This window comes from Chitinophaga fulva (assembly GCF_012927205.1).
Classification (GTDB): Bacteria; Bacteroidota; Bacteroidia; order Chitinophagales; family Chitinophagaceae; genus Chitinophaga; species Chitinophaga fulva.
This window is the reverse complement of record NZ_JABBGC010000002.1, coordinates 1,486,736-1,505,868: the sequence shown is the minus strand read 5'-3', so window position 1 is coordinate 1,505,868 and position 19,133 is coordinate 1,486,736. Positions and strand designations below refer to the sequence as shown.

At 47.4% G+C, this 19,133-nt stretch carries 15 protein-coding genes; 13 read left to right on the top strand and 2 right to left on the bottom strand.

Features of this window, described 5'->3' with window-relative positions; genetic code table 11:
- Nucleotides 1-89: 89 nt before the first annotated feature.
- The gene (locus tag HHL17_RS22615) at nucleotides 90-3,308 is read left to right on the top strand and encodes a reprolysin-like metallopeptidase (RefSeq protein ID WP_169227056.1); all 3,219 of its coding nucleotides are present in this window, start codon (nucleotides 90-92) and stop codon (nucleotides 3,306-3,308) included.
- 884 nt (nucleotides 3,309-4,192) lie between these two features.
- Here HHL17_RS22615 and HHL17_RS22610 read toward each other — a convergent pair.
- Together HHL17_RS22610 and HHL17_RS22605 are read right to left on the bottom strand one after the other, a co-directional pair.
- Nucleotides 4,193-4,960, bottom strand: a complete 768-nt coding sequence (locus HHL17_RS22610; protein WP_169227055.1) for a hypothetical protein — start codon at nucleotides 4,958-4,960, stop codon at nucleotides 4,193-4,195.
- A gap of 324 nt (nucleotides 4,961-5,284) precedes the next feature.
- Nucleotides 5,285-6,253 (bottom strand): phosphatidylinositol-specific phospholipase C, encoded by a 969-nt coding sequence (locus HHL17_RS22605; protein WP_169227054.1) that lies wholly within the window; start codon nucleotides 6,251-6,253, stop codon nucleotides 5,285-5,287.
- 166 nt (nucleotides 6,254-6,419) lie between these two features.
- Between HHL17_RS22605 and HHL17_RS22600 the strand changes: the two genes are divergently transcribed.
- From HHL17_RS22600 to HHL17_RS22545, 12 genes are all read left to right on the top strand, one after another.
- Nucleotides 6,420-7,256, top strand: coding sequence for an AraC family transcriptional regulator (locus HHL17_RS22600; protein ID WP_169227053.1), 837 nt, complete (start codon nucleotides 6,420-6,422; stop codon nucleotides 7,254-7,256).
- A gap of 83 nt (nucleotides 7,257-7,339) precedes the next feature.
- Nucleotides 7,340-8,452 (top strand): agmatine deiminase family protein, encoded by a 1,113-nt coding sequence (locus tag HHL17_RS22595; protein WP_169227052.1) that lies wholly within the window; start codon nucleotides 7,340-7,342, stop codon nucleotides 8,450-8,452.
- Nucleotides 8,453-8,728: 276 nt separating this feature from the next.
- Nucleotides 8,729-9,124: a ribonuclease inhibitor gene (locus tag HHL17_RS22590; protein ID WP_169227051.1), complete on the top strand. Its 396-nt coding sequence runs from the start codon at nucleotides 8,729-8,731 to the stop codon at nucleotides 9,122-9,124.
- Between the two features lie 375 nt (nucleotides 9,125-9,499).
- A complete protein-coding gene (locus HHL17_RS22585; protein ID WP_169227050.1) occupies nucleotides 9,500-10,267 on the top strand; it encodes a glycosyltransferase family 2 protein in 768 nt (255 codons plus the stop codon).
- A gap of 275 nt (nucleotides 10,268-10,542) precedes the next feature.
- Complete coding sequence (locus HHL17_RS22580; protein WP_169227049.1) at nucleotides 10,543-10,731, top strand: hypothetical protein; 189 nt, start codon at nucleotides 10,543-10,545, stop codon at nucleotides 10,729-10,731.
- Nucleotides 10,732-10,913: 182 nt separating this feature from the next.
- Complete coding sequence (locus HHL17_RS22575) at nucleotides 10,914-12,284, top strand: radical SAM/SPASM domain-containing protein (RefSeq protein ID WP_169227048.1); 1,371 nt, start codon at nucleotides 10,914-10,916, stop codon at nucleotides 12,282-12,284.
- A 5-nt stretch (nucleotides 12,285-12,289) separates the two neighbouring features.
- Nucleotides 12,290-13,321, top strand: coding sequence for a hypothetical protein (locus tag HHL17_RS22570; protein ID WP_169227047.1), 1,032 nt, complete (start codon nucleotides 12,290-12,292; stop codon nucleotides 13,319-13,321).
- Nucleotides 13,322-13,328: 7 nt separating this feature from the next.
- On the top strand, nucleotides 13,329-15,551 hold the full coding sequence (locus HHL17_RS22565; protein WP_169227046.1) for a peptidase domain-containing ABC transporter: 2,223 nt from the start codon (nucleotides 13,329-13,331) through the stop codon (nucleotides 15,549-15,551).
- Between the two features lie 11 nt (nucleotides 15,552-15,562).
- Entirely contained in the window at nucleotides 15,563-16,081 is a 519-nt protein-coding gene (locus HHL17_RS22560) for a hypothetical protein (protein WP_169227045.1), read from the top strand.
- 4 nt (nucleotides 16,082-16,085) lie between these two features.
- Nucleotides 16,086-17,384 carry an SPASM domain-containing protein gene (locus HHL17_RS22555; protein ID WP_169227044.1) on the top strand — a complete coding sequence of 433 codons (1,299 nt, stop codon included), beginning with the start codon at nucleotides 16,086-16,088 and terminating at the stop codon, nucleotides 17,382-17,384.
- A 41-nt stretch (nucleotides 17,385-17,425) separates the two neighbouring features.
- Nucleotides 17,426-18,727, top strand: a complete 1,302-nt coding sequence (locus tag HHL17_RS22550; protein WP_169227043.1) for a GlcNAc-transferase family protein — start codon at nucleotides 17,426-17,428, stop codon at nucleotides 18,725-18,727.
- 19 nt (nucleotides 18,728-18,746) lie between these two features.
- The gene (locus HHL17_RS22545) at nucleotides 18,747-19,067 is read left to right on the top strand and encodes a 2Fe-2S iron-sulfur cluster-binding protein (RefSeq protein WP_169227042.1); all 321 of its coding nucleotides are present in this window, start codon (nucleotides 18,747-18,749) and stop codon (nucleotides 19,065-19,067) included.
- The last annotated feature ends 66 nt before the right edge of the window (nucleotides 19,068-19,133 follow it).

Genomic DNA, 19,133 nt, shown 5'->3' with positions numbered 1-19,133 from the left:
GCTACAATTTCTGTCGCAGAGAGTTGATCTAAATTTATTATAACAACCATTATTGAAACAACCATTATTCACCAAAATCTCACCTAACCATGAGAAAAGTTCTACTCTTCGCAACGGCGTTGTTGTGTAGCACAACATTGTTTGCGCAGGACTACTGGAGGCCGCATACCGCCGCCGCCGGGATCACTAAAGACAAAGCCGTTTCCAGGCTTGCATTTCCAACCACCTACAAATTGTTTGACCTGAACCTTGCTCCTTTACGGACCGAAGTGTTCAAATCTGTCGGCAACCAACAAGCACGTGCCACCATTATCTCTTTGCCTAACGCAGACGGGCAAATTGAACAGTACGAAATTAAGGAAGCTTCCAATTTCGAGCCTGCGTTACAAGCCCGCTTCCCGGAGATAAGGGCATTCTCCGGAAAGGGTATTACTGATAAACAAGCCACCTTAAAGTTGAGCATTTCTCCGCAGGGCGTACAGGCGATGGTCTTCCGTACTGAGAAAGAAAGTGAATTCATTGAGCCTTATTCTGCTGACCACACAGTTTATACTGTGTTCAAAAAACAAGCAAAGACGTTACCATGGAAGTGTTCCACTCCTGAACAGAAATTGGCTACCAGCATCGGTAACCAGGTAGGGACTGTGGCGCGGTCCACTGGTGATGCCAAAACATTGCGACTGGCACAATCTGTTACGGCCGAATACTCCAATTACTTTGGCGCTACCAGCGCTTCACAGGTTAACCTGGTACTGGCGGCGATCAATGCTACGCTTACCCGTTGCAATGGTGTGTATGAAAAAGACCTGGCCCTCCATCTGAACCTGATTGCAGCAACCACTAATGTGATTTATTATAACCCTGCCACAGATCCATATTCCGATGCCAGTTCCGGTGCCGGCGGAGCGTGGAACGGCGAGCTGCAAAATACACTGACCTCTGTGATCGGTGCAGCGAATTATGATATCGGCCACCTGTTTGGTGCATCCGGTGGCGGCGGTAATGCCGGCTGTATCGGTTGTATTTGTGACGATACTCAAAAAGGCAGTGGTTTTACTTCTCCTGCTGATAACATTCCCCAGGGAGATAATTTCGATATCGACTACGTGGTACATGAAGTTGGTCACCAGCTGGGTGGCAACCATACTTTCTCCATGAGCAATGAAGGTACCGGTGTGAACGTGGAACCTGGTTCCGGTATTACCATTATGGGTTATGCCGGCATCACTGCGCAGGATATTGCCCCGCACTCTATTGCCTTCTATCATGCCGCTACCATTGCACAGATCCAGGCCAATCTTTCCGGCAAAACCTGCCCGGTAACGACCAACATCTCCGGCAATAACGCCACACCGGTGGTGAATGCCGGTGGTAATTTTACTATTCCCATCAGCACACCGTTTGCGCTGACCGGTTCAGCAACGGATGCTAACCCCGGTGATGTGCTGACATATTCCTGGGAACAGAATGATAACGCTACCTCATCACAAACAGGAACAGCCAGTGTGGCCAGCGCTACCAAAGCAACCGGCCCTAACTGGATATCCTATGCGCCTACAACTTCTCCTGTAAGGTATTTTCCCAAATTGGCGACTATCCTCGCAGGAGGGTTAATATCAGGCCCGTTGCCTGGTGGCGACGCCGGCGCTAATACAGAAGCATTAAGCTCCGTTAACAGAACGTTGAAGTTCCGGTTGACCGTAAGGGACAATGCTCCCTATAGTTCAACTGCACCGGTGACCATCGGGCAGACCAACTTTGCAGATGCAACGATAACAGTGACCAATACATCCGGACCTTTTGCCGTGACCGCCCCCAATACGAATGTAACATGGGCGGGTAATTCATCACAAACGGTTACCTGGAACGTGGCAAACACCACAACAGGTGCGGTTAGTTGCGCCAATGTAAAAATATCCATCTCCACAGATGGCGGCAATACCTTCAGCACCCTGGTGGCCAGCACCCCTAATGACGGTAGTGAAGCGGTAACAGTTCCCAACACCCCGACTACCAATGCCAGGATAAAAGTAGAAGCCGTAGGTAATATCTTCTTTGATATCTCCAATGCTGACTTCACGATTACCTCAGGCTCTGGTTGTGCTTCTCCGTCAGGGTTAGCTGCTTCCGCTATCGATAGCACATCTGCTACAGTAGGATGGACAGCAGTAACCGGCGCCGTTTCCTATGATGTGGATTATAAGGCCACTTCATCTTCTACATGGACCAATGCGGCTACTGCAACAACTGCTACTTCTGTAGGCTTAACTGGCCTTACCTCAGGAACTAAGTATGATTACAGGATAAGGACCAATTGCTCCAGCGGCAGCAGTGCTTATGCCGCAGCGCAGTTTACCACCACTTCAACCGCCACCTGTAATGCACCTGCCGGCCTGACCAGTTCCGGTGTAACAGCCGCCAGTGCTACCGTTAGCTGGACAGCCGTAAGCGGTGCCTCCAATTATGATGTAGACTACAAGCTTAATACATCTTCCACCTGGACCAATGCCGCCACTGCCACTACTTCCACCTCCGTTAATCTAAGTGGATTAACATCCGCCAGCTTATATGACTGGAGAGTGAGAACAAATTGTTCAAGCGGTAGCAGTGCCTATACAGCTGCACAGTTTACTACCTTAACCTCTTCTGGTTGTGCCAACCCATTGGATAATTCCACCAATGGAACCACTGCCGGTGCTGCGACCATTCCATTTAATACCGATGTTACTGGTCTTATCAGCCCGAGCGGAGATATTGATCACTACAAATTTGTGATTACTACCCGTGGTACTATTACCATCACCTTGCGCACGCTGCCTGGTGATTATGACCTGAAACTGCTGAACAGCGCTGGTACACAGGTGGCTATTTCACAGGCAGGCGGTACCACTAATGAAACGATCAGCAGAACAGTTGCTGCTGGTACCTACTACGCACAGGTGTATGGTTACAATGGCGCTAATAGTGCTACTACCTGCTACACCTTACGGGTACAATTAGGAACTGCCAGCCGCAGCGAAAATGATGTTGTTGTCAGCAAAGAGGGAATAGACAGCAAAGAAAGCAAAGGGCAGAAAGTGGACGTATTCCCAAACCCTGTCAATAACATTGTAAACATCAATCTTACAGGTTTCACCGGGAAATCAGAGGTGAGCATGCTGGATGTGAACGGCCGCGAAGTATTGCGCCGGGAAATAGGTATCGTTAACTCACAGCTGGACATCTCCGCTTTGCCTCCGGGTATTTATCTGATCAGGGTGAAGAATGGTGTAAAGCAGGTGTATCTGAAGAAGATCGTTAAACAGTAAAAACGGATTACAGGACCTGATATAGAAAAAGGACGTCTCATGCATTTGAGACGTCCTTTTTGTTTATTATTATTTTCGGGGAGGCAACCTCGATCATCGGCTGCCTCTTTCAAGGAAAATATTCCCGGGATTTGCTGGTTTCTAAGCTTACTTATTCAGGTAATACTTTCTTCCTGCTCCACTCAATAAGAACAGGATATAAAAAAAGTAAAAGAAAAGAGGGAATAACGTAATCAGAGGTCGCTCCAGCACTTTAAAAAGAGATGCAGCATTCGGAGAAAGCGGTTTTACTTGCGGGATGCCATTCTGAAATTGTGCAGTAGCACTAAAGGATAGCATACACAGGAACAAACCGGGCACAGGGGATTTACAAAACATAACAACAATGTATAGGTCAGAAATGGTTTTGAGGGCATAGGTCCAACGATAGTGGGCTCTTGATACAGGGAATATGCCTGACTTTCACAAACAGAGGTATTTATAGCTGGAACTATCTTCTTGAAGTTAAGTAATATTTTTAGAAGAAAGAACAGTAGTTGCTGATTCAGTTGAAAAGGGAAGATCTGGGATCAAGTTGAAAAGTTGGGGGATGGAGTAAAAACACATTGGCTGGCGACAGCAATGAGAAAGGAGTGTTTCCCTGGATATATCGCTGTGGTACATACAGCACGCCTATAGTAACCCAGGGGTAAAGGTGGACTTGATGCGGGAGTGTTCTTTGGAGGTATAGTTTTAATGAAATATAACAGGAAGGATGGAGAAGATGCAGGACAAGCATGTAAAGGCAGACCACAGGTTAAGCCTGCGGGCAGTAGGTGGGAGTAGGTAGTTCAAAGGGAGTTATGTTTGTTCATCAGTATACAGTTGCCAGGCAGGAAAATGGCTTATTCCCGCTGAATGACAGGGAGCAGGAGTTGCACTGATGCAGCGGCGGGTATTTTTTCTGACAGCGGTTTTAGCCGGGGGAGTTCCGGACAGATCTGTTTGTGCGGGACCTCCGGCAGGGGTTGTGGCGGCTCTGCTGCAATAATATCAGCGGCGAAGTATTTCGTGTTGCAGGAAGGAACATGGTCCTGTATACCTCTTACCTGTAGAACAACGATCAATGTTCCTTTACCCGGTACGTCCACATTACACGCTGCTCCTTTAAAATCTTCCCCGGTTTTTACGATGAGCACAGCGCTTTCCGTACCTGCTACCTGGTGTGTAGCGAAATGGATACGGGCGGCGATCACTTTTATTTCCAGGCTGTTGATGCCTTTGTATGCAGGTAATGCCTGTGGCGGAATGTACAGGATACCATCATGGGAAAGCCTGGGTGCATGAATGAGAAACCTGTCTGTTCCCGTATGCCGGTTGAACCTGAAGCCGGTAATGCTCCTGATGTTATTACCGGTGACGGCAATGAGTGCGCTGGTCAGCCTGTTGATATGCCCGCTATCGCAGCCAGCATCCAACCTGCCCAAAAAAGCACTGCGGATAAGCGCTCCTTTTTTGCTGGCCATGCCAAATCGTTGAGCAGCCCTGCGGGTAGCTGCCGTCTGCCGGACGTATGAAGGCATGCTTCGCAGGAAGTGTTTGCCATTACGCCTGTAACCGATCAGGTTGCCGAGCCTGCCGGTGAAGGTGATGATAGAAATCTGTTTTGCCATAACGAATGATGCTGATGATAGCTAAAGATAGCATTATCAGCAAAAGCCATTTGATGGCTATACTGAAGATTATCCAATAGCAGGGTCTGGCTGCAGGGAAAATATTCAGGCGGAGTGCATCAGGCATTAGATATCCGTTAAAGCCGCGTGAACCAGGTTTCGAAAATTTTGAAAATACACAACAAGAAGACCTGCTCGCATTATTTATATAAAAATCGGATGTAATCCATTGTTGATATGGACTACATCCGAATAAGGATATTTTACCGGACAATAATGATTTTGATCTCTAAAACCTGTATTGGTTATTTAAGACCAGCCGGATCAAAAGTTAGTACTGATAATGAGATTATTTCTGTCAGACGTAGCAAAGTCCATCGGCAGGATACCATACCTGCCATGTGTGTTGCTGGTAAAATAGCTGTTGAGCTGTGGATTGATGGCATTGGACACAGTCGTAATACTGGGGATGCCAAAAATCAATGGTTTGTAGCCGCTGGTGAAATTAACGTACAGCGTTGACGGTGTACCTGTTTGGGCTTCGTTCAGCAGCGTGGTGATGCCGGACCATTTGCCGTTGTTGTCCGGTACCTGGTACTGGTCTTGTACACGCAGGGTGGCGTTGCTGTTGTTGATGGTAAAGGTGGTGTTGTCTGCCCAGCTGGTGGCTTCAATGCCTTTAGGCGTAGCGGACGCACCGAATCTTCTGAGCAACACTATTTTGCCGCGTACGTCACCCAGATTGGGGACTGTGGCGGACAAATACCACTTGCGCGGTTGCTGGGCAGTGTAGCTGTCAAACGTTTGCTCGAAAGTTCTGGTATTGTTGGTGGCGTCATACTCTTCTTTCACACTCATCACAATGGTTTCTGTTGGATTGGCGGACAGGAAGGCATAGCAGGCTGTTACCACATCGTTGAAGTTCAGGTTCTGGTAGATGCTTCCGTGATGTATGGCAAAGGCATCACCGATGTGGCGGCATCTGATATCGAGGAACCTGATACCGGCGTCCAGTTGTTGTGCGATGGTGAGGTCCTGGCATTTGGCGGTGCCGCCTATGGGTTCAAAACGGGCGCCGCTGTCGTGCGTGCCGGGAATACTGATGGCCGCCAGGTTACGGTCGTTCGGGATGGTGCCCATCCAGCTGTTGAGCGAAAAGGCGAGGGCGGCATTGCTGTTGATGAGCTGATTGTCTGCGGTGACTTTGCCTGGTTGGGGGTTGTCTGCCAGATCTTTTTTACAGCCAAACAGGCTACAGATGGCAATGGCCAACAGGAGTTGAGGGTGTTTCATGGGAACGTTTGTTTGTTTAAAGTGAGTAAAAAAACTTTGGATTTTGACTATCAAATACGTGGAATTAATAATTTATTAATCATGCTGGAAGTGATGTTACGATAGCATACCGGAAAAGCAACTGCAGTTTGACAGCTTTGGGGTAAATTTGCGCTAAAAGCACGAAATGGACACCGGGGATACCGCTAATCTGATCAGGGTATATGACACGCTGAATTTTGTGGAAGAGAACTATAGCCGGCTTATTTCCATCAAAGAGCTGGAGAATGTGTCCCACTATTCGTACAGGAATATTCAGCGGATATTTAAATATACCTGTGGGGAGACAATTGGCGCCTATCAGCAGCGGCTTAAAGTGGAGAATGCGTACAAAATGATTTTGTATACCCGGGAAACACTTTCCTCCATTGCGCTGGAGGTAGGCTTCGCCAATGTGGCTTCTTTCTCCAAGGCGTTCAGGTTACATTTTGGAATGGCCCCCAGCGAAGCGAGGGAGCGCAAATTGCCCCTGCTGGCCGGAGCGGAAATTGTTCCGCAGGAGATGGAGGAGCGCCTGATGCCTGAAATTATTTATGTTCCGCCGGTAACGGTGTATTACCAAAGTGCTTTTATCGATTATAACCATGAAGATGTGGAAGCCCTTTGGGAGCGGTTTATGTCACATCAGTTTGCGGCATCCGGAACGGAATTCTATGGTATTGTGGTAGATGAACCATTGATACGGGAAAGCCTGAAATGCCGGTATGATGCCTGCGCTTCCATGCAGGCCACGAATGGAAAGCTGCCTTCGAAAACAATTCCGGGTGGCAGATACGCCAGTTTTATGCATTACGGCAGCTATGAAACGATAGAAGATACTTATCAAAAGATATACGCTGGCTGGATACTGGACACTAACCTCGAATTTGCCCCGACACCGATCATTGAAAAATACATCAAACACCCCGATAATACTATTGCTGTAGCCGAACAGGAAACGGCCATATGGCTGCCGCTTCAGTAAGATTGTCAATTTTGGACAACAGAAAGGATATGCGCTGCGATAGTTTTGTGCTATCAAAATTTTAGCATTTAATGACAAGTAAAATGACAACAACACTCATGGTCCTGTCTGCACTCCTGATGTCCTGCGCCAAAGAGGACGCCGGAACACCTGTGACCCCGGTCGACACTACTGCCGTTTTGTACAAAATGCCCGAAGAAGCGGCGCCACATGAAGGTACCTGGTTGCAATGGCCACATGAATATCAATATGGCAAGGCCTACCGTAACCGACTGGATGCCACCTGGATTGCGATGACCCAGGCACTGGTGTCAGGAGAGAAAGTTCACCTCATTGTGTATGATCAGGATGAACGGGATAGGGTCACTGAATTGCTGCAAACAGCACAGGTACCGATGACCAATGTAGATTTTACCATCAGCCGGACAGACGATGTATGGGTACGTGACAACGGTCCCATCTTTGTAAAAGACGGCAACGGCCGCCTGTTGATGGAAGACTGGGGCTTCAACGGATGGGGCAACAAGGCAGCCTTCGAAAACTGTGACCGGATACCAGGCGTGATAGCGGCCAATAGCGGCATGCAGCGTATAGACCTGAATACTGTGATGATCAACGAGGGCGGAAGCGTGGAAATGGACGGGAACGGTATGTTGATGGCCTGCAAAAGCTCCATTTTGAATAAAAACCGTAATCCGGGTATGACCCAACAGCAGGCCGAAGCACTGTTTACAAAATACCTGGGCGTCACCCGCTTCATCTGGCTGGAAGGACGTGCTGGCCTGGAAATCACAGATATGCATATCGACGGATTTGCCAGGTTCGCAGACGGTAAGACCATCATCACGATGTCGGAGGAAGACCTGGACTACTGGCAGGTGCCACAGCAGGATATCCGTACATTATACAGTGCTGTCAATAAGAATGGCGCTGCCTATAAGTTCGTAAAGGTGCCGCTTACAAAAAATAATGTGGTCACTACTTACGGAAAGAATGTGGGGAAAGGCTCCTATATCAACTTCTATATAGCTAACAATACCGTGTTGGTGCCCAACTACAATGATCCCAACGACGCCGTTGCCAACAGTATTATTCAGTCGCTCTATCCGGGAAGGAGAGTGGTAGGCATAGACTGCCGCAACCTGTTCGCCAACGGGGGAATGGTGCACTGCGTTACACAGCAACAACCCAGATAATGCGAAGCATGATCAGATATGCTTGAAAAACTGGGCAATCAGCTCAACAATTATACTGGCAAAGAAAATAACTGCTTTCAGGTTTTTGCTGAAGTACTGCATGAGGAGATATTTTAACGGATAGTCTGACTGTTTCTCTATAATGGTGGCCCGCAGGCATTTTTAAGATGGAAGGAATTCCCCCAACAGGGAATTCCTTCTTTTTACTAATATACAACAAACTTCAAAAAGTACAAAGGCTGTTAATTTCATTAACTTGGAAGCAGAACATTTTCTATGCAGCAAAAACAATTCATCATCGAGGGCAGCCGGATCAATGATATTCCCGGCTTCTATGCGGAAATAAATCGTTTATTCATGACCGGGGAGGACTGGCAGCTGGGTGGCAGCCTGGATGGCTTCAATGATCTGCTGCATGGCGGTTTTGGCGCCATCGATGGAGATGAGCCTATTGAGCTTATCTGGAAAGACATAGCGCATAGCAAAGCATCATTGGGTGTTGCAGCGACCAGGAAGTATTACGAAGGGAAGCTGTCGCCGGAATCCCCGTTTAACCGCGAGCACTTTCAGGAGAAGCTAACGGAATTGAATGATGGCAAGGGGCAGACTTACTTTGATATATTGATGGAGATCATCGCAGATCATCCTAATGTTACAGTGGTTTCCCGGTAGTAATTCGGTACAGGATAAATAGACGGAAGAGGAAGGTAGTATGGCTAACCATCTGTTTTTGATAGGTCCGTTGATGTGTTGTTGTTGCAGCGTCGTGTAGGGAATGGTGCTGCAATATAATTGCAGGGAGGATTTTTTATTTATTTTCAATATTATTTGTTTTTTAAAATAGAATACTTATTTTCGATGCAATAGAATTGATAGTCACAGATGTCTGTTAAGTTCAAAAAACAAGACAGTAGTTATCAGGATTATTGTTTCTGTAGTTTGTTCGACTCGATACGTTGTAAGCCTAAGGTTCGCCGACTGATAATTTCCACGAAATACTCAAAATGCCAATGAAATAATTGTTACACTAATAGCCCTGTCAATTCTATGTCAATCTCGATCTCAGATAATACGAAGATATTTCACAAGATGATCGTACTGGTTCCTTTCCGGAATGCAGGCAACTACATAATAGACTGTGTAAGTTCCGTGTTGGGACAGGAATACAAAAATTATGAAGTCTATTTACTGGATGATGCCTCGGATGATGGTACGCTGGACTTGATAGACGAAGACCTGGAACATTTTCACATCGTACGGAATAAGGAGCGGCTGGGTTCTTTGGAAAACATGTACCAGGCCCTGGTTAACCTGCCGATAGAGGATGAAGACGTAGTGGTGCTGCTGGATGGCGACGACTATATTTTCGGAGAATTTGCTTTTCAGATAGTGAACAATAAATACAATGAAAATGCATTGCTGACTTACGGGCAGTACATTACCAATTATGGTTTTTATGATCCCTGTCCGCCCTATACGCCGGAGGAGTTTGAAAATTTAAGGCAGTCAGGCTGGAAAGCCTCTCACCTGAAGACTTTCAAGTACAAGCTCTTTAAGGCTTTCCTGCAGCAGGACCCTAACGCAGACAACTTTAGATACAATGACGGCAGGTTTTATGCGTCTACCTCGGACCAGGCACTGATGTTGCCGTTGATGGAGGTAGCCGGCTATGAAAATGTTGTTTCCATTCCCAATATTGTTTATTGTTACAGGATACATCCGAACAACGATCATCAGACAGACAGTGGCAGGAAACTGCAACTGGAGGCGGTGCACGATATCAGAAGCCGGCCATCGCTGAAAAGAATGTTCTGATGTAACGTGCCCTGATAATGCCTTGTTTCAATGGTTCCCCCGTGCGGCATGCCTGTGTAAGTATTTCCCTGAGCGCTTTTTGTTACATATTTTATTAAACCGGTGAGCATGAAAATAGCCCTTCTTCGACTATAAACTTTTCATATATAGTGGCCATCTGTAATTGAAACTTGCATAAGAGTTGCTTATGTCATTCAACGTATGCTTAATAATGTAAAACTTTAGCACATTATTTCAATTTTAATTCGTTTTCGATGAAATCAAAACGCTTAAAAATGGCTCTGCAAAAATTCAGCGAAGCCAGAATAGAAGGCGGTTTAGAGGATGGATTTGAAGTGATGAACCTGGATGAGGCATCTTCTACCCGTGGTGGTAATCTGGCAGGTTGTACCTGCAATAACGGTTCCAACTATACCACAAAACCGCCGGATTGTACCTGCAACAACGGCAGCAACTACGCTTGATGCTATTAGTTGGGCCCGTCGTACGATAGAATACGTCGTTTTGTCCAATGATCAACATGTGGGCGAAAGCCCACATGTTGTAAAACGGCCGAATGCCGCCGGGCAACTATCCTTTCATTCGATTTTTTCTCTCATCAGTTATCATTATCCCGCTAACGAGATAACCTATCAATCCTGCTATCATGATATTCAAGTTATCAAAGTATATCGTCGTAACCGACGTGCTGGACCCAAACAGCGAAAAGCAGCAGCGTATCATCTTCTCCACCCGAAGCGGAATATCTGCCCTGATCGAAGACGCTGTCTACCAAAAGCTGCAAGTGGGTGATTTCACAGGCCTTGGAAACAACGTGCTCTCGCGGTTCATGGACTACGAAATCATTGTCAATAATGAGGAAGACGAGTTCCAGGAAATTCTGAAGCTCAATAAACTGGGTGTTAAAGACACCAAATCCGTTTCGATGACCATCCAGCCAACAGCCAACTGTCAGCTGGGGTGCTTTTATTGCGGCCAGGTACACTCGAAACAAACCATGAGCGCAGATGTTCAGGAGAAAATATTGCAACGGCTGATTTATCAGCTGGACAGACAGAGAGATACAGAGCTTGTTCATACTACCTGGTATGGAGGCGAGCCTTTGATGGGATACAGCGCCATCATCAACCTTAGCAACAGGATGCAGGAGATTGCCCGGGATCGGGGCTTAGCCTATGGCGCCTACATGATCACCAACGGTTTAAGCCTGAAGAAAGATATTTTTACTGAATTGTACCTGCATCACAAGATCACCCGGTTTCAAATCACCATAGATACGGTGAAGGAACATCATGATAAGCGGCGTATCACCAAAAAGGGGGAATCGACTTTCGATATCATCATGAAGAATATTGTTGAAATATGCGCCCTGGAGCACTATCAGGCGCGTGTTAAACATCCGATATTCATCCGGATGAACGTCGATGAGTCCAATTATCAGCACGTGACCGAATTTATTGATTACATCGTGTCACTGGGCCTGAAAGATAAAGTGGAAATGGGTTTTTTCCCCATTAGTAACTGGGGCGATAAAAACGCCGGCGATGAACAGGGCCTCACGACGAACGAATTTGCAGAACTCGAAATAGAATGGCTGATGTACATGCAGGAACAGGGCTTTACGATGGAATATATATTACCCCTGCGAAACTATGATGTATGCATGGTGGTAAATGAAGCCAGTGAAGTGTATGATGCCACCGGCAACATTACCCCCTGTTATGAATTTCCCTATACACCGAAGTATGAGGATAAAAAATACATCATTGGCAACCTGCTGGAAGACGAAAGCACCTATAACAATAAAACCCAGGTGCGTGGCTGGTATGATGACCTGGCTACCTGCAACGTGTCTCCCAAGTGCTCCAAGTGTAACCTGTTCCCTGTCTGTAACGGAGGATGCCCCAAGGACTGGTATAACGGGGAAGTAAAATGCCCGACAGTCAAAGCTAATATAGAAGACAAGCTGGTGTTACAATATCTGATGGACAAATCAAGCTTAAAAACATTAATGTAAGGGTTATGAACGCATCCATAATTGCCGATTATCTGAAACAATTCGAAGACTATGCTCCGGAGCCACCAAAGGAGGCAGATAGTAGTGCTGCTTCGTCGAATAGCAACAAGTTCGATAATGGCCATATCTTTTACGCGCTGCTGGAATATATCATACGGGAATTGCCGGAAAGGGAGAAACATACCTACTGCTATAGCCTTAGCCAGAAGCTGCTGCGGGTATGCCAGTCGAAAGAGCGGAATGTGGCCACCTACTTTGTTAATAAGGTAGAAGAACAATACGCACTGCTCAATGAAGAACAGGCATTGGAGTATCATGCGCTGCGCAGCATCTTCAACCCCGTGATGGCATATTATCATTATTACCTGCAACATGATTATGAACGAGCGGAAGGGTACATGCTTGGCTTGCTGGAAAACATAGACTATCTGATCGGTCATGGGTTCCTGGACGGCATGTACATGAAAATCGAACAGTACCTGAATACTGCACGGGTATATTTCAATGCCGGACAATATGACAAATCTGCCCGTTACGCCAGGGTGGTGATGCAGTATCTCCTGAGCAGCGGGAAAGAAACCTTTGAGTTTCCTTTCTCTGAGGTGTTACGATCAGCCAATCAGCTCAACTCGATCCTGGCCCTTTTCTTCAACGGTCTGATTTTTAAGGCGCTGGCGAAGCCGGAGAGCGGAGCTTTCTTCCGGAATGATTTCCTGCTGGCTGTTTTCAGGGAAATGGACATTTCCTTTAATGAAATGATGGAACCTGCTACCAGGGACGCTTTAGCGATACTGCTGCGGATATCCGAAGGGGAAGAAGAGGAAGGGTTGGAAATGGCGCTTGATACGCAGATATTCAATGAGAAGGTGCCTGCGTCGATGCGGTACTTTGTGTTGACGGCCTTGCTGCATCACAACAATGCCGGCGACCTGTTGCCGGAACCGCTGAAGAATAATATCCGTCTTTACCAGGAAAAAGAATTAGGCCTGACCGCTTCACAGATCAATGTCTTAAGGCCGTTGAATGCGATAGTATAGTATTGTTATGTTTAAGTTTTCGATGCAGCATGATATTATGGATTGCGCACCTACCTGTCTGAAGATGGTAGCGGACTACTATGGGAAGAGTTATTCGCTCGAGTACCTGCGTGAGATCTGTTATCTTGGAAAGGACGGTGTAAGCCTGCTCAGCATCAATGATGCGGCTGAAAAACTGGGATTCAGAACGCTGATGGTCAAACTCAGTTATAAGAAACTGGTGTCTGACTGTCCGCTACCTTGTATCCTTCACTGGGACCACGATCATTTTGTGGTGCTATCGGAAATCAAGCCGAAAAACAATACTATCCTCAGCAGGCTCCGGAAGAACAGGACGGACGACGAATTTGTGATCGCTGATCCGGCACATGGCATTATAAAACTGGACAAGGATACTTTCTGTAATGGGTGGATATCTACCTACAATGAGCGGGGGATGGCCTTGCTGCTGGAGCCTACGCCTGATTTCTATTCCAGGTCGGCAGTCGGCGATAAAAAAGATGGATTTGGTTTTCTGCTTCGTTACCTGACGCCGTTCAGGCGGCATGTGATGCAGCTGGTACTGGGGATGCTTGCTGCCAGCTTTATCTCGCTGATACTCCCTTTTGCTTCTCAGATACTGATAGACCAGGGGGTGGCTGACAGGAACATATCCGTTGTATATATTATTTTGCTGGCCCAGCTGTTTCTCTTTATGGGCAATATGGGGATTGAGCTGGTCCGGTCATGGCTGTTGCTGCATATTAATACGCGTATCAGCCTGAGTATTATTTCCGACTTTCTGATCAAACTGCTGAAGCTGCCGATCAGGTATTTCGATTCAAAGGCGGTGGGAGATATCGCGCAACGTATCAACGACCACCATCGTATAGAGAATTTCCTCACAGGGAACGTACTCACTTCGCTGTTTTCTTTCATCAACATCATTGTGTTCACCATTGTATTGGCGATCTACGACCTTAAAATACTCTTCCTGTTCCTGTCATTCAGTGTTGCCGGTATTGTGTGGACATTATTGTTCCAGAAAAAACGAAAGGACCTGGATTATAAACGGTTTGCGCGCAGCCGGGAAAACCAGGATAAATTGTACGAGATGATCACCGGCATGCAGGAAATAAAATTGTATGGCAGTGAAACCACCAAACGCTGGGAATGGGAACAGCTGCAGGTAAAAGACTTTAAACTGAATCTTAAAAGCCTGGCGCTGGAGCAGTACCAGCGATCAGGTATGACTTTCGTTACGCATCTTAAAAACATCCTGGTTTCTTTTTTTGCGGCCAGCGAAGCGATAAAAGGCAATATGACCATCGGTCAGCTGTTGAGCATCTCCTATATCGTCGGGCAAACCAGTGCGCCCATTGAACAATTGGTGAGCCTTATCAGGGCAGCCCAGGACGCGAAGCTCAGTATGGGCCGCTTGCAGGAAATACATGGTAAAACGGACGAAGAAGACACTGTGAAGGAAAGCGAAGATGCCATTGATGTGCTGTCAGGGGACCTGTACATCAAAGACCTGTCGTTTCAATATGAAGGGCCTAATTCTCCATTTGTATTGAAAGATATTAATTTAAGTATCCCCAAAGAGAAAGTGACGGCGATTGTAGGCGCCAGTGGCAGCGGAAAAACAACGCTGATGAAAGTCCTGCTGAATTTCTATCAGCCTGTCCAGGGACAGGTATTGGTAGGGGAGAAAGACCTCGCCGAGATTTCCCCCAGATGGTGGCGCGGCCAGTGTGGCACCGTGATGCAGGATGGTTACATTTTTCATGATACCATTGCGAAAAACATTGCGCTCGATGGACTTGAAATAGATGAGGAAAAAATGGAAATGGCTGTCCGGGTGGCCAATCTGGGTGATTTTATAGAAGGCACTCCTTCGGGATATACCACTAAAATTGGTATGTCCGGAGTGGGTATCAGTGGCGGCCAACGGCAACGTATCCTGATTGCCAGGTCCGTCTATAAAGATCCTGACTACCTGTTCTTCGACGAAGCAACCAGCAGTCTGGATGCCAACAATGAAAAGGTCATTATGGACCATCTGGATGCTTTTTTTAAGGATAAGACCGTAGTCATTATTGCGCATCGCCTGAGCACCGTTAAGAAGGCCGATCAGATTGTGGTGCTGGATAAAGGGGAGGTGGCTGAAATCGGTAATCATGAAACATTGACGAAAGCGAGAGGGAAATATTTTGAACTGGTAAAAAATCAACTGGAATTAGGAGACTAAAAACAATCACCGTGGCAGAACTGAAATCAAGGTATGAAGTAAGAAGCCATGAAGTGCAGGAGGTCATGAACAGGCCGCCGCATTTCGTTGTCAGCTGGGGCAATACGATGATTGTACTGGCTATTGTGGCGGCGATGATTTTAATCAACAACATACGGTTAGAGATAAAAGAGCAGCTGCCGGCTGTATTGGCATCCCGATACAGCGATGGCCCTTCAGCTGTTGGCCAGCGGCTTGTTTTTTCCCTGAACATGCCGCCACAACATCGTTTGCTGCATGGTAACCGGGCATTGGTCTGTGTTTTTGGGGGAAATGCAGTGAGTGCCGGAGGAGCGGAGGCTTCTGTCGATTCGGTATGGTCGGACGGGCATGTCACCTGGCTGGCGCTTCATGTGGCCCAAAGGGGGGATGAGCTGCGCACACGTGACAACAAAGTGCTGAGCCTTTCGAAAGGCATGCCGGTCAGTATTGATGTGGTGACCGGCCAGGAAAAAGTATTGATATCCATGTTTAGAAAAATCCTCAGATAGTACCATGATGAAACTCTCAAGATACATATCCAGTACCACGATGGATGGCGGTGATGACGCTGCAGAAGCGCCGGACAGGATTATCTATTCATCTGTCAGTAATATGACCGCCGTGGTGAATGAATCCATATACGATCATCTCATCAATGGCCGGTTTGACCTGCTGGACGGCACGGTCCGGAAAGAACTGGAGAACGCCGCTATCCTGGTACCATCGGAGCGGGACGAGCTGGCCACGGTGTTACGGGAAAATAATGCCCGTTATGATAACTTTTCGTTGATGCTGAATGTCTCAGCCGGATGCCAGTCGGGGTGTACTTCCTGCGCCCCTCAGCAGGAGCGTAAAACCATGGACGATACGGTGCAAACCGCATTAAAGCATTACATCGAAAGGGAGCTGAGATCAGCACAGTTCAAGGCTTTTAATGTGATCTGGAATGTTGGTGATCCTGCGGATGACTTGTCGTTGATCACTGACTTATCAGCTTTCAACCTGGCGATGGCCGATAAATACAGCGTACTCTTTGCTTCCGCTATGATCTGCGACGGGACCGCTCTTAACCGGGAGCTGTTTGAGCAGCTTTTCTACGGAAGTGGTATCCGGAACTTTCATATCGCGCTGGATGATCGGGCATCACAGGTATTCGATAATATCCTTGATATCCTGGAAAATATTTCGTTCCTGCCGCAGCACGGGGTCATCTTCGAAATACGGATCAATATCGACGCTTTCGGTGAGGAGGCCGTGTTGGCGGTTATCGACAGGTTTGCTGCCGCCGGTGCGCAGAACCGTGTCACTTTTCAGTTTGGCGTTACAGAAGGTGCGGAAAGAACGGCCGCAGATATGGAGGAACTGGCGTCATTTGAAATTGAATATATGCTGCATGCCCTTCAGAAAGGCTTTATACTGGGTATTCTGCCGGCGAGGGCTTTTGTGCCTTGTGCTGCGGTGGACAAGGGCGCTGCCACGGTGGACCTGTCGGGGAATCTTTTTTCCTGTAATGCGTTGTCATCTGCGGGCGCGGCCATCCAGGCGTTGAACAGGCTGGGCAACCTGACGGAAGGGGACCGTGCACTTTCACGCGACAGCAAATTCAGAAACTGGTTCCATGAACTGGAAAATGGCGATACCGCTTGCTACAGCTGCAACCTGTTGCCTGTTTGTGGTGGTGGCTGCCGCTTAAAATGGGAGGAGGGCAAAAATGGTTGCCCTGCTTTTAAATATAACATGGAAGACAGGTTGGTGTTAAGTTACCTGAACCAGAAAATGCGCATGAATGAATTGCTCATAGAAGAGGACTGATTTTTCCGGATAATATCTGTTTCACCCAATATCAGACAACGATGTTAATATTTGTTCAGATAGCAGCATACAGGGATTCCCTGCTGGGTTCCACCTTAAGAGACCTTCTTGAAAAGGCGGGCAATCCGGAGAACCTGCGCGTCACCATTTGTCACCAGTACCATCCTGACGATGCTTTTAACGCAGAATTGGATGTTTACCGGGATGATGACCGTTTTAATATCATCGATATGCTGTATCATGAATCCAGGGGCCTTTGCTGGGCGAGGAACCTGATCCAGCAGCATTATAAAGGGGAGGCATACACGTTGCAGGTGGACTCGCACATGCGGTTTATCCAAAACTGGGACACGGTGCTGATAAACATGCTGGTATCATTACAGGAACGGGGCTATCCCAAGCCAGTGCTGACCACCTATCCGCCTCATTTCGAGCCAACTGCCTTTGAATACAGGGAGGTACCGCCCAACCAGATCGTCCTGCGGGAATTTGACAAGCATGGGGTATATCCTATTGGCTGGCCGGCAGAAATCCCTGGTTGGGAAGCGCTGACAGCCCCGGTGCCGGCACGGTTCCTGGCGGGTGGATTCGCTTTTTCCATAGGTGCCTTCTGCCAGGATGTGCAGGATGATCCTCATTTATATTTTATGGGAGAAGAGATCAACATCGCGCTTCGTGCCTATACGCATGGTTATGATCTGTTCCACCCGCATATCAATATTACCTGGCATTACTACTCCCGGCGGGAAAGCCCCAAACACTGGGAAGACCATGCCGCTATTGAAGCCGTGGAGCTCCTGGCGATGGACCGGCTGCGGCGGTTCTTTGAAAGCGGAGAAAAGACATCCGGCTATGACTGGGGTATTTATGGTCTTGGTAAAGAAAGGACGCTAAGAGACTATGAAGAATTTGCCGGGATATTGCTTTGTCAAAAAAAGGCACAGCCATATACGCTGAAACATTTGCCGCCACCCAATCCGCGGATATATCCGACAGAACAGGAATGGCTGGACAGCTTCTGTTGCTGTGTAAACAACGTATTGCATATCCCCCATAGCGTCTTCGTGAAAGACGACTACGATCAGGCGGTGATAGCATTCGCCGCCGATAAGCGCATTGTGCATGAGCTGGAGCTGGATGCCGCCGGTGTGGCTGCCATGATACAACGGCAGTTCGATAGTTATACACTGGAGGTTGGATTCTCTTGCAGCCATCTGCCGGACTCCTGGATACTGTCTTTGCATTCGGCATCTTCCGGATGGGAGAAAAAGATCAGGGGCCGGATGCCCTACTTTGTAGCGGGACTTGGAAATTTTTCGATAAAAAAATGTCAGGTACTATAACTAACAAAATTCTCTTTAAATGGCAACAGTCTATAAATTAACACTCATTAATGACAAAAAAGGGATCAATGAAACAGTTGAGATAGAAGAAGGCATGTTTATTTTGAACGCTGCTGCCGAAGCGGAGATAGCGCTGCCCTTCCTTTGCCGGACGGGCGACTGCTCCAGTTGCGTATGCAAGCTGGTGTCCGGTTCTGTCAGGCATTCAGCGCAATCGGTGTTGAGCGAGGCGGAGCTAAAGGAGGGGTACACGCTGGCCTGCTCCGCTTATGCCACTTCTGATATAGTGATTGAAACGCACAAGGAGAAAGAGTTGGCGAAATACAGAAAGGGTATATAATGGGGGGAGTGAAAATCAGTTTTTTTGCTATATTGTGTATATATTTAAGAGCAGTATACCCGTTTT